Here is a 22959-nt window from a genome sequence, read left to right as displayed (position 1 = left end):
GCCGTCCGGCGGTTACGCGGCGGGGGCGACCAGGCGGTAGCCGACGCCCCGCACGGTCTCGATCAGGGCGGGCATCCGGAGCTTGGAGCGCAGGGAGGCGACGTGCACCTCCAGGGTGCGGCCGGTCCCCTCCCAACTGGTGCGCCAGACCTCGCTGATGATCTGTTCGCGACGGAAGACCACGCCGGGGCGCTGCGCGAGGAGGGCGAGCAGGTCGAACTCCTTGCGGGTGAGGGGCACGCTCTCGCCGTCGACGCTGACCCGGCGGGTGGGCAGCTCGATGGTGACGGCGCCGAGCCGCAGCTGGGTTCCGTCGGCGGCCGCGCCGGCGCCCGCCGTCTCCTCCGCGCCGGCGTTGCGCCGGCTGACGGCGTGGATCCGGGCGAGGAGCTCGCCGGGGTCGTAGGGCTTGACGACGTAGTCGTCGGCGCCGAGGTTGAGCCCGTGGATCCGGGAGCGTACGTCGCCGCGCGCGGTCACCATGATCACGGGGGTGGTGGTGAGCTTCCGGATGCGGCCGCAGACCTGGTAGCCGTCCTGGTCGGGCAGACCGAGGTCGAGCAGGATCACCCCGTACGAGGGGCGCTCGCCCTGCGCCGTGGGCAGGACGGCCTGGAGCGCCTCCTCGCCGTTGCGGGCGTGGGTCACCGTGAAGCCGTGCTTGGCGAGAATCGCGGAGAGGGCGGCGGCGACATGATCGTCGTCCTCGACGAGCAGCAGTCGCATACGTACCTCCTCCGTGGTCGCGGTCCGGATACCGGCTCTCTGTGTACCAGGTGGTACCAAGGCATGAACACCGATGATCGGTGTCACAGTCAAGTGTCCCCCGATGACGGCGGCGTTTCCGTTATGCAGCCGGTACGGCCCCGAGTGTCCCGTTCACACACTGTGTCCGGTTGCGGCCGGATCGTTATCCTCAATTTCCGCTCAGATGTGATGACGGTCATCACATCGGGTCTCTAGTGTCCTCCCCAACCGAGGAGGACGGAGCTAGAGCCCGATGAGCGGAGAGTCTGTGTCCGAGGATCTCAAGGACACCCCGCGCGCCGCGGACGACCTGGTCGTACTGTCCGGCGTGAACAAGCACTTCGGCGCACTGCATGTCCTCCAGGACATCGATCTGACGATCAGCCGCGGCGAAGTCGTGGTCGTCATCGGACCCTCCGGGTCCGGCAAGTCGACGCTGTGCCGCACGATCAACCGGCTGGAGAGCGTCGACTCCGGCACCATCACCATCGACGGCAAGCCGCTGCCGGCGGAGGGCAGGGAGCTCGCACGCCTGCGTTCCGACGTCGGCATGGTCTTCCAGTCGTTCAACCTCTTCGCGCACAAGACGGTGCTCGAGAACGTGATGCTGGGCCAGATCAAGGTCCGGAAGACGGAGAAGAAGGCCGCCGAGGAGAAGGCCCGCGCCCTGCTCGACAGGGTCGGGGTGGGCACCCAGGCGGACAAGTACCCGGCGCAGCTCTCCGGCGGTCAGCAGCAGCGCGTGGCGATCGCCCGCGCGCTCGCGATGGGCCCGAAGGTCATGCTGTTCGACGAGCCGACCTCCGCGCTCGACCCCGAGATGATCAACGAGGTCCTCGAGGTCATGCAGCAACTGGCGCGGGACGGAATGACGATGGTCGTCGTGACCCACGAGATGGGCTTCGCGCGCTCCGCCGCCAACCGGGTCGTCTTCATGGCGGACGGTCGCATCGTCGAGCAGGCGACGCCCGAGGAGTTCTTCAGCAACCCGCGCAGTGACCGGGCCAAGGACTTCCTCTCCAAGATCCTTCACCACTGAGCGAGTTCGGGCCTATTCTTCCCAACTCACTTCTAGACCAAGGGACATTCCTCGATGAAGCTTCGTCGCACCCCTGCCGCCGCCGCGGCCGCCGTCGTCCTCGCGCTGACCGCCACCGCCTGTGGCTCCGGGTCGGACTCGGGCAGCAACGGTGACAAGATCACCATCGGCATCAAGTTCGACCAGCCGGGCCTCGGCCTGAAGACCCCGGACGGCACGTACGCGGGCTTCGACGTCGACGTCGCCAAGTACGTCGCCAAGGAGCTCGGCTTCGCCGAGGACAAGATCAACTGGAAGCAGGCGCCGAGCGCCGAGCGCGAGAACCTGATCAAGAACGGTGACGTGAAGTTCGTCGTCGCCAGCTACTCGATCAACGAGAAGCGCCTCAAGGAGGTCGACTTCGCCGGTCCGTACTTCGTGACCCACCAGGACCTGCTGGTGCGCGCCGACGACTCCTCGATCACCAAGGTCGACGACCTCAACTCCAAGAAGCTCTGCTCGGTCACCGGCTCGACCTCCGCGCAGAACGTCAAGGAGAAGCTCGCCCCCAAGGCCGACCTCCAGCAGCTCGGCGGCTACTCCGAGTGCCTGACCGGCCTGGAGAACAAGCGCGTCGACGCCCTGACCACGGACGCCTCCATCCTCGCGGGCTACGCCTCGCAGAAGGAGCACCAGGGCAAGTTCAAGCTCGCCGGCCTCTCCATGAGCGACGAGAACTACGGCATCGGCCTCAAGAAGGGCGACACCGAGCTCAAGGGCAAGATCAACAAGGCCCTGGAGAAGCTGGTCTCCGACGGCACCTGGGACAAGCTCGTCAAGCAGCACTTCGGTCCCTCGGGCTACAAGAACGACCCCGCGCCGAAGATCGCCGGCTGACCCACCCCGCCCGGTCCGTGACGGCCGCCCCGCTCGACGGCGGCCGTCACCCCGGCACCGGCCGCTGCTCACGCACCGGCCTCCACATCGACCGACCACCAGGGGAGAGCGCGGGGCATCGTGTTCGACTTTCTTGATTCCGGGCAGTACGACCTGCTCGGCGCCTTCTGGGTGACGGCGAAGCTCGCCCTCTACTCGGCGATCGGCTCCCTGATCTGGGGCACCGCCCTCGCCGCCATGCGAGTCAGCCCGGTACCCCTCATGCGGGGCTTCGGCACCACGTACGTGAACCTCGTCCGCAACACGCCGCTGACCGTCGTCATCGTGGCCTGCTCGTTCGGCCTCGACCAGACGCTCGGGATCACGCTCGGCGCGGACCGCTCCGAGGACATCGGCTTCCGGCTCGCGATCCTCGGACTCATCGCCTACACCGGCACCTTCGTCTGCGAGGCGCTGCGCTCGGGCATCAACACCGTGCCGGCCGGTCAGGCCGAGGCCGCCCGTGCGCTGGGACTGAGCTTCTTCCAGGTCCTGACCCTGGTGGTCCTCCCCCAGGCGTTCCGCGCGGCGGTGGCCCCGCTCGCCAACGTCCTCATCGCCCTCACGAAGAACACCACCGTGGCGGCGGCCATCGGGGCCGCCGAGGCGGCCCTCCTGATGAGGGAGATGATCGAGAACGAGGCCGACGCGCTCTTCGCCGTCTTCGCCGTCTTCGCCTTCGGCTTCATCGTTCTCACCCTTCCGACCGGCCTGTTGTTCGGCTGGGCGGCCAAGCGACTGGCGGTGAAGCGATGAGTTCCGTCCTGTACGACACCCCCGGGCCGCGGGCCAAGCGGCGCAACCTCCTCTTCACGATCGGGTTCCTCGCGGTCCTCGCCCTGGTGGCGTGGTGGGTCCTGACTGCCCTCAACGACAAGAACCAGCTGGCCGCCGACAAGTGGAGTCCGTTCGTCACCGACTCCCGGGTCTGGACGACGTATCTGCTGCCCGGTCTGACGGAGACCCTCAAGGCGGCCGGTCTCGCCATCCTGATCGCGCTGCCGCTCGGAGCCCTCCTCGGTATCGGCCGGCTCTCCGACCACCGCTGGGTGCGGGTCCCCGTCGGCGCCGTCGTTGAGTTCTTCCGCGCCATCCCGGTGCTGCTCCTGATGGTGTTCGCGAACGCCCTCTACCGGGAGTTCACGACCGTCAGCTCCGACCTCCGCCCGCTCTACGCGGTCGTCACCGGTCTGGTGCTCTACAACGCCTCGGTGATCGCCGAGATCGTCCGGGCCGGTGTGCTCTCGCTGCCGCGCGGCCAGGGCGACGCGGCCGAGGCGCTCGGCATGCGCAAGGGCCAGACCATGATGTACGTCCTGCTCCCGCAGGCCGTCACCGTCATGCTCCCCGCCCTGGTCAGCCAGCTGGTCGTGATCGTCAAGGACACGGCACTCGGCGGCGCGCTGCTCGGCTTCACCGAGCTCCTCAGCCAGAACCGGCAGATCACGGCCAACTACGGCGCCAACACGATCGCCACGTTCACCGTCATCGCGCTGATCTACATCGCCCTCAACGCGATTGTCACCGCCCTCGCGGGACGCCTGGAGAAGCGCCTGCGCCGGGGCAAGAAGTCCGCCGCGGCGGCCATCCCCGCCCAGGGCGGACCCGCCGAGGTGAAGAGCGACGCCGTCAGCGGCGCCTGACCCTTCCAGGGGTCCGTGGGACAACAGGGGTGGGCCGGAGCGGTACTGACTTCAGGTCAGCCGCACCGCGCCCACCCCGTCGCTTGACGCAAGCACCCTCAGTGGGTTGCATACGGTCTGTGATCAAGCACCGGGCTCGTGCCACACTCAGATGTGCTGCCCCCATGACCGTCCGGCCTTCAGGAGCCGCGCCGTGGACCCGGTGATCATCGTGGGCGCGGGGCCGGTCGGCCTCGCGCTCTCCCTCGCGCTCGCCGCGCAGGGCGTGCCCAGCGTCGTCCTCGACGAGGGCTCGGGCAAGGACGAACCACGCCCCGCGCGCAGCGTCGTGCTGCGCGCCGACATGGCCGCGATGGTCGAGCGGCTCGGCTGCACCACCCTCCGTGACGAGGGTTTCCGCTGGGTCGGCTGGCGCGGCATGCGCCGCCGCCAGGTGGTCCGCCATCTCACCCTCGACCTGGGACTCGGCGGTACGGAGGAGTGGTCCGAGGACCCCGCCGCACCCTCCGCCCCGGCCGCGCCGCTGCACATCCCGCAGCACGCCCTCGCGCGCGGGCTGCGGGACGCCATCGCCCACCAGAAACTGATCCGGCTCGTCACCGAGGCCCGGCTCGACACGATCGAGCAGGACCGCGACGGCGTCGTCGCCCACACCCGGGGCCCGGCGGGCACCTGGTGGCGCGGCAGCCACCTCGTCGGTTGCGACGGCGCCCGCTCGACCGTCCGCAAACTGCTCGGCATCCGCTTCCCGGGCCGTACGGCCGTGGAGCGGCACGCGGTCGCCGCGCTCCGCACCGAACTCCCCTGGCCCGGCGAGGCCCTGCTGCACCGTCAGCCTCCGTGGCGCGGCGCCGCCGACGAGATCACCGCCCGCCCGCTGCCCGACGGGGTGTGGCGGATCGACTGGCTGCTGCCTCCCCGGGGCGACCTCGTCACCCCCGACGCGCTGGTGGCCCGGATCCGCGAGACCCTGGCCGGCTGGTGCGACGGCGTGACTCCCCCGTACGAACTCATCGACACCGGCGTCCACACCCTCCACCACCGGCTCGCCCGGCGCTGGCGGGTCGACCGCGTCCTCCTCGCCGGGGACGCGGCGCACCTGCTCGGCGCGGTCGGCACCCAGGGCCTCGACGAGGGGTTCAGGGACGTCGACAACCTCGCCTGGAAGCTCGCCCACACCTGGCACCACGGAGGCTCCGAGCGGCTGCTCGACAGCTACCAGAGCGAGCGGCGCGCGGCCGTCGCCCACCGGCTGCGCGGGGCCGACCAGTCGCTGCCGGTGCTGCGGGGCGGTGGCGGTCTGCGGACGTACCTTCCGGGGGCCGCGCGCGGCCACGACGCCCTCCTCACCGACGGCCATGTGGGGCGCGGCCCGCTCGGCGCGCCCCCGGCGTACCCCCACTCCCCCCTCGCGCCTCCGTACACCGAGGGCCGGACCCCGGTCGGCACCCCGGAGGGCGCCCCGGTGGAGGACGTCCGCGTGACCGCCCCGGACGGCACGACCGTACGGCTCCGGGACCGGCTGGGTCAGGGCCGTCTCCTGGTCCTCCTGGTCGCCCCCGGCACCGGGGTGTGGGACCGGCGGCACTGGCGCGGCGCCGGGGTGATGCCCCGGCTGGAAGAGGCGGTCGCCGCCCTCCCGGCGAAGGCCGAGGTCCTGGTCACGGAGGCCTACCCGGGCGCCCCCGCCCACGCCGTCCTGCTGGTACGGCCCGACGGGCATCTCGTCGCGGCCTTCGCCGGGGTCCACCCGGAGGGGCTGTACGCGGCGGCGGACGCGGCCCGCGGCGGCTCGCCGACCGACGCGTCGGAGGACGTGCCGGAGACCGGGACGGGCCCCGGAGCGAAGGCCGGGACGAAGGCGGGCGCGAAGGCCGGGACGAAGTCCGGAGCGAAGGCCGCGGCGAAGGTGGGGGCCGCCGGAGTGTCCACGGGGAGTGACCGCACAGCGGACATGCATTGATTCCCATCGGCGCGCATGGTGTACTCCGGAGCGTGACCGACACCGATGTGCGCCTGTGGCGGAGGGTCCATATGGACCTCGTCCGCTACGCGGGCTGCGTGTGTCGCCCGTCCTGCTGATCTCGCCCCTTCCCCGCGCGCGCCCCGCCACCGCCGTACGTCCAGGTACGCCCGTGTGCCGTGCTGTCGCCGCGCGCTCTCAGCGAACCCAGGACGGTCACCCGTGTCTCAACCCGCCCCCGCACGCCCTCTGAGCGCCTCCGTCGACACGTCGGCGGACGTCTCCACCGCCGCGTCCCCCGGCGCCTCGGCGGGCGCCTCCACCGAAACCCCCGGCGTTCCCGCCACCCCGCCCTCCGGCGCCCCGACGGCGACCGATCTGCTCGACTTCGTCCGGCGCACGGCGGCGGACCGGGAACTGGTCGACTCCCTGCCGCTCGACCCCGAGGGCCGTACCTGGGTACGGCTCGAAGGCCCCGGCGGCAGCGAAGCCTGGCTCATCGGCTGGCCGCCCGGCACGGGCACGGGCTGGCACGACCACGCCGAGTCGCTGGGCGCCTTCGCCACCGCGCGCGGCACCCTCACCGAGAACGCGCTGGCGGTCCGGCTGCCGGCGAGCGGCTGGAAGACCCTGGAGCTGGCCGACGGCCTCGACCGCTCCCGCCGGCTCGGGGAGGGCGGCGGCCGCGCCTTCGGCCGTCACCATGTGCACGAGGTGCTCAACGAGTCCCCCGACACCCACGCGGTCTCGGTGCACGCCTACTACCCGCCGCTCCCGCTGATCCGGCGCTTCAGCCGGACGGGCGCGGTGCTCCGTCTCGAGCAGGTCGAACGCCCGGAGGACTGGCAGTGAGCGACAGCGACAAAGGCCGCGTCGGCATCGACGAACTCCTGGAGCAGGTCAGGTCCGGCCTCGACCGGATCGAACCGCGGGCTGCCTACGAGGCGTACGAGACGGGTGAGGCGCTCCTGGTGGACACCCGCTACGCGGCCCTGCGCGAACGGGACGGTCTGATCCCGGGCGCGCTGGTGGTGGAGCGCAATGAACTGGAATGGCGGCTGGACCCGCAGGGCAGCCACCGCGCACCGGAGGCGACCGGTCACGACCTGCTGGTGGTGGTCCTCTGCAACGAGGGCTACGCCTCCTCCCTCGCGGCCGAGTCCCTGCGCCGTCTGGGCCTGCACCGGGCGACCGACCTGATCGGCGGCTTCCAGGCCTGGAAGGCGGCGGGCCTCCCGGTCCTGCTGCCGACGACACGGGGCTGAGCCCCGGACGGGACGCGTCCTTCTGATCTCCCCCGGGGATCAGAAGGACTCGTCGAGCCCGTCCGTGTCCTCGCCCTCGGCCTCCAGCGCCTGGCGGACGACGCGGAGTGCCATGCCCTCCGGATAGCCCTTGCGGGCGAGCATCCCGGCGAGCCGTCTCAGGCGCCGGTCGCGGTCGAGACCGCGGGTGGCGCGCAGCTTGCGGGCGACGAGCTCCCGCGCGGTGGCCTCCTCCTGGTCGGAGTCGAGCTGCTCCACCGCCTCCTGGATGAGAGCCGGCTCGACCCCCTTGGTCCGCAGCTCGCGGGCGAGGGCCCGGCGGGCGAGGCCCCGGCCGTGGTGGCGGGACTCCACCCAGGCCCCCGCGAAGGCGGCGTCGTCGATCAGCCCGACGTCCTCGAAGCGGGAGAGGACCTCCTCGGCCACCTCGTCGGGGATCTCCCGCTTGCGCAGTGCGTCGGCGAGCTGCTTGCGCGTGCGGGGGTTCCCGGTGAGCAGGCGCAGGCAGATCGCCCGCGCCCGCTCAGCCGGGTCCTGGGGTGACAGCTCCTTCTCGGCCCTCGACGAGTCGGGACTGTCACCCGGCCATTCGGTGCGACCGGTCACTGGTTCAGCTCTTGACCGCGGTGGCCTTGGTCGCCTTCGCGGTCTTGCTCGCGGGTGCCGGGACGCTCTTGGCGGCGTCGTCCGTGCCGGCGGTGTCGGCGGCCGCGTCCGTCGCCGTCTCGGCCTTGGCGGCCTCGGGCCGGACGCCGACGCCCAGCTTCTCCTTGATCTTCCGCTCGATCTCGTCGGCGAGATCGGGGTTGTCCTTCAGGAAGTTGCGGGCGTTCTCCTTGCCCTGGCCGAGCTGGTCGCCCTCGTACGTGTACCAGGCGCCGGCCTTGCGGACGAAGCCGTGCTCCACGCCCATGTCGATCAGACCGCCCTCGCGGCTGATTCCCTGGCCGTAGAGGATGTCGAACTCGGCCTGCTTGAAGGGCGGCGCGACCTTGTTCTTGACGACCTTGACGCGGGTGCGGTTGCCGACCGCGTCCGTGCCGTCCTTGAGGGTCTCGATGCGGCGGATGTCGAGGCGCACCGAGGCGTAGAACTTCAGGGCGCGGCCACCGGTCGTGGTCTCCGGCGAGCCGAACATCACGCCGATCTTCTCGCGGAGCTGGTTGATGAAGATCGCGGTGGTCTTGGACTGGTTGAGCGCGCTGGTGATCTTCCGGAGCGCCTGGCTCATCAGTCGGGCCTGGAGACCGACGTGGGAGTCACCCATCTCGCCCTCGATCTCCGCGCGCGGGACGAGCGCGGCGACGGAGTCGATGACGATCAGGTCGAGGGCGCCGGAGCGGACCAGCATGTCGACGATCTCGAGGGCCTGCTCGCCGTTGTCCGGCTGGGACAGGATGAGGTTGTCGATGTCGACGCCGAGCTTCTTGGCGTACTCGGGGTCGAGGGCGTGCTCGGCGTCCACGAACGCCACCTGGCCGCCGGCCTTCTGGGCGTTGGCCACCGCGTGCAGGGTCAGGGTCGTCTTGCCGGAGGACTCCGGGCCGTAGACCTCCACGACACGGCCGCGCGGCAGGCCACCGACGCCGAGGGCGATGTCGAGGGCGGTCGATCCGGTCGGGATCACCTCGATCGGCTCCTGGGTGCGGTCGCCCATGCGCATCACGGCGCCCTTGCCGAATTGGCGTTCAATCTGTGCGAGCGCGGCGTCGAGCGCCTTCTCGCGGTCGGTTCCTGCCATGGGTTCCACCCGGTTTGCTTGAGTCGATCGCTTCATGTGAAAGACGCTAACCCCTGCCACTGACAATGGGCCCCGACGTCCCCTCCAGCCTGTGGACAACTCGTCGAGAAGCCCGAGATTCCAAGGGCCGGGCTTCCATGAGAATGGATGTTCGATTTCAGTGTCAAGCACGCCCCCGGGTGACACGCGGACGTGTCGCGACGGCCCGGCGACGCCGTGTTCACCGTCGACGACCCGCGGTCACGGCAGCTGGGGCCGGAAGGGGCGGCCGGATCGACGTGCCGACGTGTCCGCCGCCTTCGCCCGGTTCGCCCTGCCCGCCGCCCTTCCAGCCGCCGGGCGGAACTCCCCCTCCCGCAGCCGGGCTTCGGACGCGCGGGCGGGGGCGATACTGATCGTGGCAGTCGCCTCGCCCCGGCCGGCTCCGGACAGGGCTGACCGCGGGCGAGGCGGGAACGCACCTTTGTCGCTGTCTCCGAGGGGAGCCTTCATGACCACGGCGAAAGACCTGTTCATCATCGCCATGGACCCGAGGCCGGACCGTTCCGTGGGCCAGGGGGACCTGTCGCTCGCACTCGCGGGAGCCGAGCTGATCGACCTGCTCGGCGCCGGGGCCGTCACCGTGGAGGCCGACCGCATCGTGCCGGGCGAGCCGTCGGCGCCGGACGACCGGCTCCTCGGCGAGGCCGCGGCGGAACTCTCCCGCGAGGAGCCGTACGAGCTCGTCGAGGACTGGCTGTGGCGCCGGGGCCGCGACCTCTCGACCACGTACCGGACCGCGCTGGAGGGCGCCGGCGAGCTGACGCGGAAGCGGAGCGGCCTGCTGCCCTTCGGGCCGGAACGCGTGGAACCGGCCGACACGTCCGCGAGTCGCCGGGCCGCCGACCGCTGGGAGGAGAGCGAACCCGTCCTGGCCGCCCTCGCCTCGGCCGTCGGCATCGACAGCGGGCGGTCCGACGACGAGCCCGGCCTCGCCGACGAGGCGGTGACGACCGTGGTCGCCGTCGTCCACGAGGCGGTGATGGAACTCGAAGCCGTACGCCAGAGGCGGACCATCGAGAACACCGCCTTCGCCAACATCTGGCGCGGACCGTGAGCCGCGAGAGCTTCGCCCCCGACCCGGCGTCGAAGCCGGTCACGGCGTCGTAGCGGCCTCGGACGACGGTGTCGCCGACGAACCAGGCGTCGCGGATCCTGTCCTCGGCGCCTCCCCCTCGCCCCGGGTCCGCCCTGCCCGCCCTCCCCGCCTTCCGTCCGCCTTCTATCTCCAACCTGCGTTGTTCCTAGAATGTCCGGATGGAGGACACCCAGGACATCGACGCGATCGCCATGCTGCAGGATCCGGTACGGCGCCGCCTGTACGAGTACGTGGCGGCACAGGGCCGTGAGGTCGGGCGCAACGAGGCCGCCGAGGCCACCGGGGTGGCGCGCACGCTCGCCGCGCACCACCTGGACAAGCTGGCCGGCGCCGGGCTCCTGGAGAGCGGCAGCCGCCGCCTGACGGGCCGCTCGGGGCCGGGGGCCGGCCGCCCCGCCAAGGTCTACACGCGGGCGCACGCCGAGCGGTCGGTATCCCTGCCGGCCCGCGACTACCGCACCGCCGCCGAGCTGCTCGCCGAGGCGGCCGAGCAGGCCGGGCTCGACGCCGGACTGTGCGCGGCCGCACGCCGCCGGGGCGAGGAGCTGCGCGGCTCGGCGGCGCCCTGCGGTGACCTGGAGGAGGCCATGAAGACGCTGGCGGCACGCGGCTACGAGCCCCGCCTGGAAGCCGCCGAGCACGCCGAGGATCGCGAGCACACCGAGGACACCGAGGATCACGAGCGCGCCGCCGGCGCGACCCTCCGTATGCGCAACTGCCCCTTCCACGCCGTCGCCGAACGCTTCCCGCCCCTCGTCTGCGGCATGAACCTCGCGCTCCTGGAGGGCCTCCTGGGCACGGACGGCGCCGTACGCGCCCGGATGGACGCCCGGCCGGGCGAGTGCTGCGTGGTGGTGGAGGCTTCTAAAAACAACGATCATTGACATAGAAATCCACGGCGTGCTGGGATGAGGCCATGACCGCATCCCCGCACGCCGCCGCCCACCTCGCCCAACTCAACGTCGCCACGCTCCTCCACCCCCTCGACGACCCGCGCCTGGCGCCGTTCGTCGAGCTCCTCGATCCGGTCAACGCCGCCGCCGACGGCACACCCGGCTTCGTGTGGCGGCTGGTGGAGGAGGGCGCGGCCGACGCCACCGCCCTGCGCCCTGCGGGCGAGGACGTCATCGTGAACCTGTCGGTCTGGGAGACCCAGGAGGCCCTGTGGGACTTCGCCTACCGCAGCGGGCACCTGGAGGTGATGCGGCGGCGCCGCGAATGGTTCGCACGGCACGTCGAGTCGCACCTGGTGCTGTGGTGGGTCCCCGCCGGACACGTCCCGAGCGTCGAGGAGGCCGTGGAGCGGCTGGCGGATCTACGGGCGAACGGCCCGTCCCCGCGGGCGTTCACCTTCGCCTCCTCCTTCAGCGCCGCCGAGGCCGCACAGCAGATGGAGACGGCACCCGCCGAGGAGTCCCGCGGCAGCTGAAGCGGCTACGGCAGCCCGAGGACGGTCGGTCCGAAGGCGGTGGGTCCCACGACGGTCGGCCCCACGACGGCCGGCCCCACGACGGTCGGTCACGACGGTCACCGGTGACGACGGTCGCCGCCCCGCCCGTCCTCCGAGGGGTTCGGCAGCGCCGTCCACAGATCCCCGCCCCCGCCGCCCGCCGCGGCCAGCCGCATCAGCGTGAGCGCCTTCGCCGGGAGCGGCTCCGTCCGCAGGGCGTGCAGATCCGGGGTGGCGGCGAGGTCACGGGTGGCCGTCTCCAGGACCGTGCCGAGGGTCGGCGCGTCGCCAGCCAGCGGGCCGAGCGCGCCGGTGACCAGGCTGCCGAGGACCTTGCGGCGGAGCACGGCGGGGTCGTCGTTCAGGAGGCGGCCGCTGACGGGCGGAGCCGGGACGCCGTGCCGGGCGAGGCGGGCGGGGCTGATGCGGATGTCGGCGAGGTCCCGGTAGACGAGGCGGCGGGTCCGGTCGTCGGCGTCGACGACGGCGAGCAGGTTCTGGCCGTGCGCCTCCAGGGCCACCCCGAGGTCGAGCAGCTCCAGACAGACGCCGAGGGCGAGCCGCGCGAACTCGATGACGCGGTCGAGCCGTTCACCCGCCGGGCGGGCCGCGAGCAGCGCGGGCAGGGCCGCCACCGGAACGACCCGCTCCCCGGCCGCCGGGTCCGCGTGCACGTGCGGCGACTCGCGCAGGAGCGCCGCCAGATCGGCCGTTCCCGCCCCCGCCGCCGCGACGGTACGGGCGATGCGCAGCCGGCCGTCGAGCCGACGGGCGAGCCCCTCGACGAACGCGGACGTCGCGAGGGAGTGGGTGACGGTGTACGCCGAGATGTCCCGCACGGTGGACGTGAGTTGCGTGGTCAGCGAGGTCTTGACGTGCCGGTCGCCGCCCAGGTCGAGCGTCCGCAGCGACAACAGCGGGTGGGCGTCGGGGCCGGGCCGCAGCGGCAGGCCGGTCAGCACGTGCCGGGCCTGCCAGGGGTGGACGGGGATCAGCACGGAGGAGCCGTCGCGCAGTTCGCGCGGCCATTCCCCCGACAACGACACCGCCGCACCCGCGACCGGGGCGAGCCGCAGGGACACCACGGGCCGGTGTTCGGGGGCGTACGCGAGCTGCTCGGCGGCGGAGAAACCGGGCCGGGAGCGGCAGCCCGGATGGTACGGGTGCCCGTCGGTCTCGCCCTGCTCCCACTCCCACGGGTGGACGGGCGGCGCCGTTCGCCGGGGGGCGGTCCGGGAGAGGGCCAGCGACGCGACGCTGTGGTCGAGCTCGACGGCCAGGCGCGCGCCTTCCGGAACGGCCAGGGCCGCCATCAGGTCAGCCGGATGGTCGTACCGGACGCCGGCGAGGTCGAGTCCGGACACCGACGCCGTCGTCGCCCAGGGATCCGAGTGCGGCCCGCGCAGGCGCCGCCCGTCCGCCAGACGCAGGGTGACGCCTTCGCGGTCGGGTGTCCGTGCGGCGACCCAGGGAAGCGGCTCGTGCACGAGCCCCCGCCACAGCCGGGTCAGCACGGCCGCCCGGGCGCCGGGAAGCTCCGCCGCGTACGCGGCCGTGAGCCCCGGGCGTTCGACGTCCAGCTCGGCGGCCAGAGCCCGCTCCGCGACGGTTCGGCACATAGGGTTGTTCTATCGCGGTCGAACGCGATCCACACATACTGAAGACGATGAACACACTCGCGCGGACCGCCGACGCACTGGCGGTGACGCCCCTGCTCAACTGCCTGCTCCGGGAGGCCGCGGACCCGGTGGTGGAGGCCCGCACGGATCCACCGACGGACCCGGTGGTGGAGGCCCGCACGCACCCACCGAAGGACCCGGTGGTGGGGGCCCGCACGGACCCATTCGCGAATCCGTCGGCGGGACAGCCGACGGACCCGCCGACAGACCCCTCCGCGGTTCAATCCGCAGGACCACCCACGGCCCCACCGACAGACCCACCGACAGGCCTGCCCGCGCACACGCCCGCGTGCCCGCCCCGAAATGGCGGCACCACCCCGTACGCCGTCCATCGCCTGCGCGTCAGCGGCCGCCTCCTGCGCGTCCGCCCCGGCCACCGCCCCTCCGACCCCGAACTGTGGACGGGCCGTTCCTGGCGGATCCTCCGTCACGCGGAGCTCGTCGACCTCGCCGTGCGGGAGATGTACGCCTCCACCGGCCGCGCCAACCCCGCCCTGGCCGCCGAGATGGCCGCCAGCCGCACCGCCGTCCAGGCCGTGCTCGCCGTACGCGCCCGCGTGGCGCCGCCCGAGGACCCCTGGCTGCGCTCCGAACAGGCGCTGGTGATGGGCCACCCGTACCACCCGGCCCCCAAGGCGCGCATGGGCGAGGGCCCGGCCGCCGACTGGCTGCGTTACGCGCCCGAGGCGTACGCCCGGTTCCCGCTCGTCCTGCTCGGCGTACGCGAGGACGCGCTGGTCGAGGACGGTGACACCCGAGCCCTGGACACCCTCGGCGTGGCGCCCCCGGGCTACCGCCTGCTACCCGCCCACCCCTGGCAGCTCGCCCTCTCCGACCGCGCCACGCGCGTGCGTGCCGCCTTCGCCGAAGGCCGCCTCGTCCGCCTCGGTGTCACGCCCAGGGCCGCCCGGCCGACCGCGTCGGTCCGCACCCTGCACCTTCCCGGGGAGGATGCGCGGACCACCGGGACCGGGGACATGTTCCTCAAGTTCAGTCTCGACGTCCGGATCACCAACGACATCCGGCGGATGCGACGCCACGAGCTGCTCCACGTCCGCCGCACCGACCCCGTCGTGACCGCCGCCTTCGCCGCCATGGACGGCCCGGCGTCCTGGCTCAGCGACCGTGGCTACCGCACGGTGGACGGTCTCTTCGAGACCTGCGCCGTCCTCGTCCGGGACGGCCTCGACCGGCACCTGGCCCCCGGCTCGACCGCCGTGCTGACCGCCGCGCTCGCGGAGGGCTTCCCCGGGAACCCCCTCGACCGGATCGCCGACCCCCGGCCCTGGTGGGCGGCGTATCTGCGGTGCGTCGTGGCCCCCGTCCTGGAGGCGTTCGCCCGCTTCGGCGTCGTCGTGGAGTGCCACCTGCAGAACACCCTGATCGCCGTGGACGCCCACGGCATCCCCGTCCAGTCCGTCTTCCGTGACGCGGAGGGCGCCAAGACGATCCCCGAGATGCCCCGAACGGCGGCCTGGCGGCGGCTCGTGTACTGCCTCGTCGTCAACAACCTCTCCGAGATCGCCGGCGCCCTCACCCACCGCTTCCCGGGTTCCGCCCCCGCGCTGTGGGCCATGGCCCGCGCCGAGTTCGAGCGGGGCGGCCGACTGCCCGCGCTCCCCGACATCAAGGCCCTGCTCGACTCCCCCACCGTCCCCGGCAAGGCCAACCTGCTCTCCCGCTGGCTCCGCGCGGAGGGCACCGCGCCCCACTACCTCCCGGTGCCCAACCCCCTCATGACCACCTAGGACTCGGTACGGCCGTGGTCCGGACGCGGGCCCGGGTGCTCACCCTCCCCCTCACCCTGGCCCCGCCCGCGCCCGCGCCCGCGCCCGCGACGCGCCCGTACCGCCCGTACCACCCGAGTGATCCCGTACCCCAGCACCCAGGGCAGCACGGTGATCCCCAGGACGTACACGAGGACGTAGCCGAGCAGGTCCTCACCGTGCTGGGGATCGTCCCACCTGTCCGTGGGCAGGATGATCACCGTCGCCGAGACCGCGACCGGCACCAGCGGCAGCAGCACCGACCACAGCCGCGGCCACCACCCGGGCCGCCGGCCGCACCACACCCCCATGGCAGCCATGACGAAGGGCCCGAACGGCACCCACAGCACCACGGGCACGAACAGCAGCGCCCACCACTCGTCCGAGTACCCGAACATCATCGAAGCCCCCCAAGCCCGCCGGCCCGCACGCGGCCGCCCCCACGAACCGTCCCCCGCCTATCCTTCGACGCATGCCCCTCCCCCTCCGTTCCCCGGGCGGCGGGCGTCTTTCGCCGCGGGCCGCCGATGCCGTCGTGGCGGGTGCCGTCCTGCTCGTCGTCGCCGTCTGGACGCTCGTCTCCGCGCGCTACGCGAGCGAGCCCGCCGTCCGTACGGTGCTCGGCTGGGTCCTGATCCTGATCGGGTGCGGAGCCCTGTACTTCAGGCGACGGCAGCCGGTCGCCGTCTCCGTCATCACGCTGCTCGCCTGCGTCGTCTACTACCCGCTGTCCGCCCAGGACGGCCCGCTGATGATCGCCTTCGCGCTCGCGCTCTACACGACCGCCGCGGAGGGCCGCTTCGCCGCCGCCGTCGCGCTGGCCGCCGTCACCCTCCTCGCGGTAGGGCTCGGCGAGATCCGGCAGCGGCCGGGGCACCGGCAGATCGACGACACCTCGCTCGTCATGCTGGCCGGCTGGCTGATCAGCCTCGTCGCGGTGGGCCGGGCCCAGCGCACCCGGATCGCCTATCTGCACGAGGTGGAGCAGCGGGCGCTGGCCGCCGAGCGGGAGCAGGAGGCCCGGGCCCGGCAGAGCGCCACCGAGGAGCGGCTGCGGATCGCCAGGGAGGTGCACGACGTGCTCGGCCACAGCATCTCGCTGATCAACGTCCAGTCGGGTGCCGCGCTCCACCGCCTCGGCAAGGGGCCCGCCCCGGAGGCCGGGCTCGCCACCGCCACCGAGGCCCTGGAGGCGGTGAAGGCCACCAGCAAGGACGCGCTGCGCGAGCTGCGGGCCACCCTCGGGGTGCTGCGCAGCGCCGACGAGCCGACGTCCACGGACCCGTCCTCCTCGGGTCTCGCGCTCCTCGGCGATCTCGCCGCACGCGCGCGTAGTGCCGGTCTCGATGTCCGTACGGACGTCACGGGCACGCCCGTGCCCCTGCCGCCGCCCGTCGACCTGGCCGCGTACCGGATCGTGCAGGAGTCGCTGACGAACGTCACCCGCCACGCGGGCGCGAGGACCGTCCGCATCACCCTCGACTGGGGAGCGGACGCGGTGCGGCTGCGGATCGCGGACGACGGCGAGGGCGCACCGGAGGGTCGTCCCCTCGGCAGCGGTGTCCGGGGCATGGCCGAGCGGGCCCGTGCGTTCGGCGGCGAGCTGACCGCCCGGAATGGGGACGACGGCGGTTTCCTGGTGGACGCGCGACTGCCGCTCTCACCACCCGGCACACCTGAACCCACTGCCTCCGATAAAACCACTGCCTCCGACAGCGCCAAGTCCGAGAGGGACCCCCGATGATCCGTGTCGTGCTCGCCGACGACCAGACCCTGGTCCGGGCCGGCTTCCGGTCGATCCTCTCCGACGAGGAGGACCTCCAGGTCGTCGGAGAGGCCGGGGACGGGGAGCAGGCGATCGCGCTCGCCCGCGAACTGCGCCCGGACGTGGTCCTGATGGACATCCGCATGCCGGTCCTCGACGGCCTCGAAGCCACTCGCCGCATCACCGCCGACGAACGGCTCGAAGGGGTACGGGTCGTCATCCTGACCACCTTCGACGCGGACGACCATGTGTACGGGGCGCTCCGGGCGGGCGCGTCGGGCTTCCTGGTGAAGGACACCGAGCCGATGGAACTGCTGCACGCGGTACGGGTCGTGGCGCGCGGCGACGCCCTGATCGCCCCGGCCGTGACCCGCCGTCTGATCGCCGAGTTCGCGGGCCGTGCCGACCGGCAGCCGGATCCGAGCCCCCGGCTCAACGCCCTCACCGAGCGGGAGCGCGAGGTCCTCGGCCTGGTGGGTGCCGGGCTCTCGAACGACGAGATCGCCGGCCGCCTCGTCCTGTCCCCCGCGACCGCGAAGACCCATGTCAGCAGGATCATGACCAAGCTGGCCGTCCGGGACCGGGCACAGCTGGTGATCCTGGCGTACGAGTCGGGGATGATCACGCCGGGCTGGCTGGCCTGACCGAGGGCCGGCCCCTCGGCGACGTGCGACGTCCCGACCTCTAGGTGGCGGGAACCGCTCGGCACAACTCACGGGGTACGCGCGCGGGGGCAGGCACAACCGCTGGGGTACGGCCACTGTCCACCCCGGGGTGACGCCACGCCCCTGACCGTACGCCGACGCTCATCGGGTGGACCAGGACGTACTCGATCTCGCGCGGCTGCAGTTCGCCCTCACGGCGGGCGGCCACTTCCTCTTCGTCGCCCTCACCCTGGGGCTCGCGACCGTCGTCGCCGTGCTCCAGACGCGGGCCACGTTCAGCCGGAAGCCGCTGGACGCGCGCATGGTGCGTTTCTGGGGCCAGCTGTACGTGATCAACTACGCGGTCGGCATCGTCACCGGTCTGGTGATGGAGTTCCAGTTCGGCATGGCGTGGAGCGGGCTCACCCACGAGGCGGGCAACATCCTCGGGGCCTCGCTCGCCGTCGAGACGATCGTGGCGTTCTTCGTCGAGTCGACCTTCCTCGGCCTGTGGATCTTCGGCTGGAACCGGCTCAACCGCTGGGCCCACCTGGCGGCGATCTGGATCGTCGTCCTGACCGCCTACGTCTCGGCGTACTGGATCCTCGTCTCCAACGGCTTCCTCAACCACCCCGTGGGGTACGACTCCGAGAACGGCGAGCTCGTCCTCGACGACCCGGTCGCGGTGCTGACCAACCCCTCAGCGCTGCTCGCCTTCGGTCACATCGTGGCCGGCGCGCTGCTCACGGCGGGGTTCTTCATGGCAGGGGTGAGCGCGTACCACCTGTTCCGGCGCAGCCCGGAGTGGGAGTTCTTCGGCCGCAGCCTGCGGATCGGGGTGTTCCTCTCGGCGCCCGCGCTGATGGTGACCGCCGTCTTCGGCGGGGTGCAGCTCGCCGTCCTCGATGCCTTCCAGCCGATGAAGTCGGCCGTGTTCAGCGGGAAGACCGCGGAGATCGCGCGGGTCCAGGCAGAGCTGACGGAACGTTTCGGGCCCGGTGACTACGTGCCCTCGGAGGCATGGACCCGGGGCGGCGCGCTGGTGATGCTGATCTGCTTCGCGCTGATGATGTACCTGTGCTTCGCCGGGGTGATCCTGGCCGCCTTCAGGAAGGTCGTCTTCCGGTTCCGCCTGTGGCATCTCGCCCTGATGGCGGCCGTCCCGCTGCCGTACATCGCGATGATCAGCGGCTGGGTGTTCCGGGAGTCCGGTCGGCAGCCCTGGGTGGTCTACGGACTGCTGAAGACGGAGGACGCGGTCTCGGACCTCTCCCCTGGCACCATGCGCCTCTCCCTCACCGTCTTCACCACGGTCTTCGTCCTGCTCGTGGCCCTCAACGCCTGGCTCCTCACCCGCCACGCCCGCCGGGGCCCGGTCGACGCCGGCCTCGGCCACGACGAGCGGCCCACCGCGGACGGGAACGGGGGCGGGCACGGAGACGGGGGCGGGAACGACGGCGAAGGCGGAACACCCGACCCGGCCGACGCCCTCCCGGCCCCCCGCTACTGAACCCTCAGTCACCCCCTCCCCTCCCCCAGGAAAGCCCGAGGAGCCCCCGTGGAGACCCTGGCCATCGCCCTTCTCGCCTTCTTCGCGGCGGGCTGGTTCGTCCTCGCCGGGGCGGACATCGGCACCGGCATGCTCACGCCCTGGCTCGGCCGGAACGACCGTGAGCGGCGGCTGGTCCTCGCCTCGTTCGCCCCGTTCTTCCTGGGCGACGAGGTCTGGCTCGTGGCCACCGCCGGCGTCCTCGTCGGCTGCTTCCCCGCGCTCGAAGGCGAGCTCCTGAGCGGCCAGTTCCCGGTCCTCGTGGCCCTGCTGACCGGCTGGATCGTCCGCGACGCGGGCCTCTGGTCCCGCGGCCGCGGTCCGGGTCCACGCTGGCGCGCGGCCTGCGACGCGGCGGTGACCTGCGGGAGCTGGACCGTCGCGCTGTCCTGGGGGTGGCTGCTCGCGGCCCTGCTCACCGGGCGGCCGTACACGCCGGCGACCGGCGCGACGGCCCTCCTCACCGCGCTCGCCGTGGCCGCGCTGTTCGCCGCGCACGGGCTCGGTTTCGCCACGCTCCGGCTCACGGGACTGCCGTACGAGCGCGCCCGCAGGCTCGTGGGACGCGCCGGGCGCCCCTGGCAGTCCTTCGCGCTCACCGCGGTCCTGATGGGCGGGCTGCCGCTCTGGGCGGGCACCGCGCTGCCGCTGGCCGAGCGGGCGGCGTCCCCCGCCACACTCGGCCTGCTCGTCCCCACCCTGCTGGTCGTCACGCCGCTCCTCGTGGCCGTCCAGGCGTGGATCTGGCACACCTTCCGGCACCGGGTCACCGGGCCGTCGTACCTGTGAGCGCGGGTTCAGGAGGCCCTGGGGCGCGGGCTCAGGAGTCCTCGGGCCGGGACCGCCGGGCCCCGGGCTCCTCGGCCGAAGGATCCCGGGCAGCCGCCTCCCTCTCCTTCTCCTTCTTGTGGTGAAGGGCCTTCTGCAGCCGCGCGACCACGGCCTCCCCGTACCTCCGGTGGCCATGGACGCGCGGGTCGTCCGTCACGTCGTACCGCTTCACATAGGCACCGAGGAAGGCCTGGAGGGTGGCGACGGCCGGAATGGCGATCAGCGCGCCGACGACGCCGAGCAGCGCCGTCCCCGCGATGACCGAACCGAAGGCGACCGCCGGGTGGATGTCCACCGTCTTCGACGTGAGCTTCGGCTGGAGCAGGTAGTTCTCGAACTGCTGGTAGATCACGACGAAACCGAGCACCCACAGCGCGTACCAGGGGTTCACGGTGAAGGCGATCAGCATCGGCAGCGCGCCGGCCAGATACGTACCGATGGTCGGGATGAACTGCGAGACCAGGCCGACCCAGACCGCGAGCGCGGGCGCGTACGGCACGCCGAGGATCTCGAAGAGCACGAAGTGCGCGACACCGGAGATGAGCGCCATGAGTCCGCGCGAGTACAGATAGCCGCCGGTCTTGTCGACCGCGATCTCCCAGGCCCGCAGCACCTCGGTCTGCCGGGCGGGCGGCAGGACGGAGCAGAGCGCGCGCCGCAGCCGGGGCCCGTCGGCCGCGAAGTAGAACGCGAACAGGAAGATCGTCAGCAGCCGGAACAGGCCGCCGAGGACGGTGGCGGAGACGTCGAGAACGCCGGACGCGCTGTTCTGGACGTACTTCTGCAGCCAGTCCGAGCTCAGGACGCTGTCCTGGACCTCGACCCGCGACAGGTCCGTGTGGAAGGTCTGGTTGATCCAGTTGATCAGCGAGTCGAGGTACTTGGGGAAGTTCTCGACCATGTCCACGATCTGGCCGGCGAGCATCGACCCCAGGAGGAAGACGAAGCCGACGCTGAAGATCAGGACGGCGAAGGAGACGAGGAAGGTGGCGAGCCCCCGGCGCATCCCGCGCGCCGCCATGCGCCCGACCGCCGGTTCGATGGCCAGGGCGAGGAAGAAGGCGAGCAGGATGTTGACGAGGAGACCGACGAGCTGGTGGAAGGCCCAGCTGCCGAGGAGGAAGACGGAGTAGAGCGCGAGCGCCAGGACGATCGCGCGGGGCAGCCACCGCGGCATCCGGGCCGCCTCGGCGACGGACACGGCCGCGGGGCCGCCGTCGTCGCCTCTGCCACCCGGCGCCGCCGCGGAGACGACGGAACCGGTCTCGGTCGACCCGGTCGACCCGGTAGAGACGCCCGGCCCGGCCGCTCCAGTCGGTCCGGTCGGTCCAGCCGATGCGGTCGGGGCGGTCGAATCCGTCGGTGCGGTCAGGTCGGAGCCGCCGGTGTCATCGGTGCCGTCGGTGCCGTCGGTGTCGTCAGTCGGAGGAGCCACCCCGCCAGTCTCGCGCACCGCACGGACATTCCACCCCGGACCCCCCACATCCCCTTCGATCACCTGCCGTGACCGAGGGCGGTCACTGCTTGTCGGCGGGTACGTCGACGGCCGCGCAGACGGCCCGCCACACGTCCTTCGTCTCCCAGCCCGCATCCAGCGCCTCGTGCACCGTCCGGCCCCCGAGCTCGGCCATCACATGGTCGCGCGCGAAGGACTCGGCGTACGACGCACCGAAGTGGTCCGCCATCCGTTCCCAGAAAATCGTCAACCGCATGACCCCAGTATCACGCTCCCAAGAGTGCAGCCCGCTCCGTAGCCCTTGTCACCGCGACTTTCCGCCCTACGGTCGGAGCATGGCCGAAAAACCACTCTCCTCCCCGCCAGCGACCCCCCTGGCCCGCGCCGAGCGTTTCATCTGGCTGACGGCCCGCGTCCTGGAACAGCGCCGGTTCGCCTACCACTTCCTGCGCGGTGGCGCGGATCAGGTGGAGACGGCCCTCTCGGCGTACCTCGACGAGGACGGCGGATACGGCCACGCGCTCGAACCCGATCTCCGCGGGCCGGTCAGCCAGCCCCTGCACACCGCGCACGCGCTGCGCGTGCTGGACTCCATCGGCCGCTGCGGCGGCCTGCGCGTGGAGCGGATCTGCCGCTATCTCACGGACGTCTCCACCCACGAGGGCGCGCTCCCGGCGATCCACCCGTCGCAGCGCGCCTATCCGTCCGCGCCGTTCGTCCCGGTGGTCGACTCCCCGCCGAGCGCGCTGCTCACGACCGGCCCGGTGGTCGGGGTGCTGCACCGCAACCAGGTCTGGCACGCGTGGCTGTTCCGGGCGACCGAGTTCTGCTGGTCGGCGGTGGAGTCCCTGGAGAAGTCCCATCCGTACGAGGTACAGGCGGCCGTCGCCTTCCTCGACGGGGCCCCGGACCGCGCGCGTGCGGAGGCGGCCGCCGACCGTCTCGGCCGCATGGTCCGGGAGCAACGGCTCGCCGTACTGGACCCGGACCGGGAGGAGGACTACCCGGTGGCGGACGGCTACGCGCCGGGGGAGCGGCATTTTCCGCACGACTACGCGCGCGTGCCGGACTCCCTGGCGACCCGCTGGTTCACGGAGGAGGAGATGACCCGCTCGCTCGACCGGCTGGCCGCCGACCAGGAGGAGGACGGCGGCTGGCCGATCCGCTGGCGCGCCTGGGCCCCGGGAACGGCTCTGGAATGCCGCCCGATCGTCACCGTCGAAGCCCTCCGCACCCTCCGCGCCCACGGCCGCGCGCTCGAATGACCTCGGGAGGCGGTCCGAGCACGTGCCCCAGGGAGGCAGCGCGAGCAGGGGACCTCGGGAGGCAGTGCGAGCACGCCCCCCGGGCGGAGGCCCCTCGATCAGA

At 72.3% G+C, this 22959-nt stretch carries 24 protein-coding genes; 17 read left to right on the top strand and 7 right to left on the bottom strand.

Translation table 11 applies throughout. The features are described 5' to 3' along the window. Positions 1-12: 12 nt before the first annotated feature. A complete protein-coding gene (locus ACIP8Z_RS36160) occupies positions 13-726 on the bottom strand; it encodes a response regulator transcription factor (protein WP_402090983.1) in 714 nt (237 codons plus the stop codon). A 274-nt stretch (positions 727-1000) separates the two neighbouring features. Between ACIP8Z_RS36160 and ACIP8Z_RS36155 the strand changes: the two genes are divergently transcribed. The 8 genes from ACIP8Z_RS36155 (at position 1001) to ACIP8Z_RS36120 (ending at position 7572) form a co-directional block, all read left to right on the top strand. After that, positions 1001-1786 (top strand): amino acid ABC transporter ATP-binding protein, encoded by a 786-nt coding sequence (locus tag ACIP8Z_RS36155; protein ID WP_402090981.1) that lies wholly within the window; start codon positions 1001-1003, stop codon positions 1784-1786. Positions 1787-1840: 54 nt separating this feature from the next. Next, positions 1841-2662: a glutamate ABC transporter substrate-binding protein gene (locus ACIP8Z_RS36150; RefSeq protein WP_402090979.1), complete on the top strand. Its 822-nt coding sequence runs from the start codon at positions 1841-1843 to the stop codon at positions 2660-2662. A 120-nt stretch (positions 2663-2782) separates the two neighbouring features. Continuing rightward, positions 2783-3457: an amino acid ABC transporter permease gene (locus ACIP8Z_RS36145; protein WP_402090977.1), complete on the top strand. Its 675-nt coding sequence runs from the start codon at positions 2783-2785 to the stop codon at positions 3455-3457. Next, the gene (locus tag ACIP8Z_RS36140) at positions 3454-4344 is read left to right on the top strand and encodes an amino acid ABC transporter permease (RefSeq protein ID WP_402090975.1); all 891 of its coding nucleotides are present in this window, start codon (positions 3454-3456) and stop codon (positions 4342-4344) included. Before ACIP8Z_RS36145 ends, ACIP8Z_RS36140 begins: the two co-directional genes overlap by 4 nt. A 193-nt stretch (positions 4345-4537) precedes the next feature. Beyond that, on the top strand, positions 4538-6307 hold the full coding sequence (locus ACIP8Z_RS36135) for an FAD-dependent monooxygenase (protein ID WP_402090973.1): 1770 nt from the start codon (positions 4538-4540) through the stop codon (positions 6305-6307). Between the two features lie 32 nt (positions 6308-6339). Beyond that, positions 6340-6426 carry a putative leader peptide gene (locus tag ACIP8Z_RS36130; RefSeq protein ID WP_311605579.1) on the top strand — a complete coding sequence of 29 codons (87 nt, stop codon included), beginning with the start codon at positions 6340-6342 and terminating at the stop codon, positions 6424-6426. Positions 6427-6685: 259 nt separating this feature from the next. Then, positions 6686-7159: a cysteine dioxygenase gene (locus ACIP8Z_RS36125; RefSeq protein WP_402091157.1), complete on the top strand. Its 474-nt coding sequence runs from the start codon at positions 6686-6688 to the stop codon at positions 7157-7159. Next, positions 7156-7572, top strand: coding sequence for a rhodanese-like domain-containing protein (locus tag ACIP8Z_RS36120; protein WP_402090971.1), 417 nt, complete (start codon positions 7156-7158; stop codon positions 7570-7572). The genes ACIP8Z_RS36125 and ACIP8Z_RS36120 overlap by 4 nt, the downstream gene beginning before the upstream one ends. Before the next feature lie 39 nt (positions 7573-7611). Here the strand turns inward: ACIP8Z_RS36120 and recX are convergent, their stop codons facing one another. Then, complete coding sequence (gene recX, locus ACIP8Z_RS36115) at positions 7612-8178, bottom strand: recombination regulator RecX (protein ID WP_030325669.1); 567 nt, start codon at positions 8176-8178, stop codon at positions 7612-7614. 4 nt (positions 8179-8182) lie between these two features. Beyond that, on the bottom strand, positions 8183-9313 hold the full coding sequence (recA, locus tag ACIP8Z_RS36110) for a recombinase RecA (RefSeq protein ID WP_402090969.1): 1131 nt from the start codon (positions 9311-9313) through the stop codon (positions 8183-8185). A gap of 490 nt (positions 9314-9803) precedes the next feature. Here recA and ACIP8Z_RS36105 point away from each other — a divergent pair, with 490 nt between their 5' ends. From ACIP8Z_RS36105 to ACIP8Z_RS36095, 3 genes are all read left to right on the top strand, one after another. Beyond that, positions 9804-10409 carry a GPP34 family phosphoprotein gene (locus ACIP8Z_RS36105; RefSeq protein WP_402090967.1) on the top strand — a complete coding sequence of 202 codons (606 nt, stop codon included), beginning with the start codon at positions 9804-9806 and terminating at the stop codon, positions 10407-10409. 200 nt (positions 10410-10609) lie between these two features. Then, positions 10610-11335, top strand: coding sequence for a helix-turn-helix transcriptional regulator (locus ACIP8Z_RS36100; RefSeq protein ID WP_402090965.1), 726 nt, complete (start codon positions 10610-10612; stop codon positions 11333-11335). A gap of 32 nt (positions 11336-11367) precedes the next feature. Further along, on the top strand, positions 11368-11880 hold the full coding sequence (locus ACIP8Z_RS36095) for a DUF3291 domain-containing protein (RefSeq protein ID WP_402090963.1): 513 nt from the start codon (positions 11368-11370) through the stop codon (positions 11878-11880). 98 nt (positions 11881-11978) lie between these two features. On the opposite strand, the gene ACIP8Z_RS36090 is transcribed toward ACIP8Z_RS36095, so the two are convergent. Continuing rightward, entirely contained in the window at positions 11979-13520 is a 1542-nt protein-coding gene (locus tag ACIP8Z_RS36090; RefSeq protein ID WP_402090961.1) for an IucA/IucC family protein, read from the bottom strand. Between the two features lie 47 nt (positions 13521-13567). Between ACIP8Z_RS36090 and ACIP8Z_RS36085 the strand changes: the two genes are divergently transcribed. Continuing rightward, positions 13568-15328: an IucA/IucC family protein gene (locus ACIP8Z_RS36085; RefSeq protein WP_402090959.1), complete on the top strand. Its 1761-nt coding sequence runs from the start codon at positions 13568-13570 to the stop codon at positions 15326-15328. Here ACIP8Z_RS36085 and ACIP8Z_RS36080 read toward each other — a convergent pair. Then, entirely contained in the window at positions 15325-15747 is a 423-nt protein-coding gene (locus ACIP8Z_RS36080; protein WP_402090958.1) for a hypothetical protein, read from the bottom strand. The genes ACIP8Z_RS36085 and ACIP8Z_RS36080 overlap by 4 nt on opposite strands. A 71-nt stretch (positions 15748-15818) precedes the next feature. On the opposite strand from ACIP8Z_RS36080, the gene ACIP8Z_RS36075 reads away from it, so the two are divergent. The 4 genes from ACIP8Z_RS36075 to ACIP8Z_RS36060 all read left to right on the top strand — a co-directional run bounded on the left by ACIP8Z_RS36075 (position 15819) and on the right by ACIP8Z_RS36060 (position 20093). Continuing rightward, positions 15819-17090 (top strand): sensor histidine kinase, encoded by a 1272-nt coding sequence (locus tag ACIP8Z_RS36075; protein WP_402090956.1) that lies wholly within the window; start codon positions 15819-15821, stop codon positions 17088-17090. Beyond that, positions 17087-17755 (top strand): response regulator transcription factor, encoded by a 669-nt coding sequence (locus ACIP8Z_RS36070; RefSeq protein ID WP_055604269.1) that lies wholly within the window; start codon positions 17087-17089, stop codon positions 17753-17755. Before ACIP8Z_RS36075 ends, ACIP8Z_RS36070 begins: the two co-directional genes overlap by 4 nt. A gap of 169 nt (positions 17756-17924) precedes the next feature. Then, a complete protein-coding gene (locus ACIP8Z_RS36065; RefSeq protein WP_402090953.1) occupies positions 17925-19265 on the top strand; it encodes a cytochrome ubiquinol oxidase subunit I in 1341 nt (446 codons plus the stop codon). Between the two features lie 48 nt (positions 19266-19313). Continuing rightward, positions 19314-20093 (top strand): cytochrome d ubiquinol oxidase subunit II, encoded by a 780-nt coding sequence (locus tag ACIP8Z_RS36060; RefSeq protein ID WP_402090951.1) that lies wholly within the window; start codon positions 19314-19316, stop codon positions 20091-20093. Between the two features lie 31 nt (positions 20094-20124). Here ACIP8Z_RS36060 and ACIP8Z_RS36055 read toward each other — a convergent pair whose 3' ends face one another. Beyond that, positions 20125-21312: an AI-2E family transporter gene (locus ACIP8Z_RS36055; RefSeq protein WP_402091154.1), complete on the bottom strand. Its 1188-nt coding sequence runs from the start codon at positions 21310-21312 to the stop codon at positions 20125-20127. A 340-nt stretch (positions 21313-21652) separates the two neighbouring features. Continuing rightward, positions 21653-21847: a DUF3046 domain-containing protein gene (locus ACIP8Z_RS36050; protein WP_383583212.1), complete on the bottom strand. Its 195-nt coding sequence runs from the start codon at positions 21845-21847 to the stop codon at positions 21653-21655. A gap of 79 nt (positions 21848-21926) precedes the next feature. Between ACIP8Z_RS36050 and ACIP8Z_RS36045 the strand changes: the two genes are divergently transcribed. Beyond that, positions 21927-22856: a hypothetical protein gene (locus ACIP8Z_RS36045; RefSeq protein ID WP_402090949.1), complete on the top strand. Its 930-nt coding sequence runs from the start codon at positions 21927-21929 to the stop codon at positions 22854-22856. Positions 22857-22959: the final 103 nt, after the last annotated feature.

The sequence above is a fragment of the Streptomyces sp. NPDC088553 genome (assembly GCF_044752965.1).
Lineage (GTDB): Bacteria > Actinomycetota > Actinomycetes > Streptomycetales > Streptomycetaceae > Streptomyces.
The sequence above is the reverse complement of the archived record's forward strand: the minus strand, read 5'-3'. Positions and strand labels throughout refer to the sequence as shown.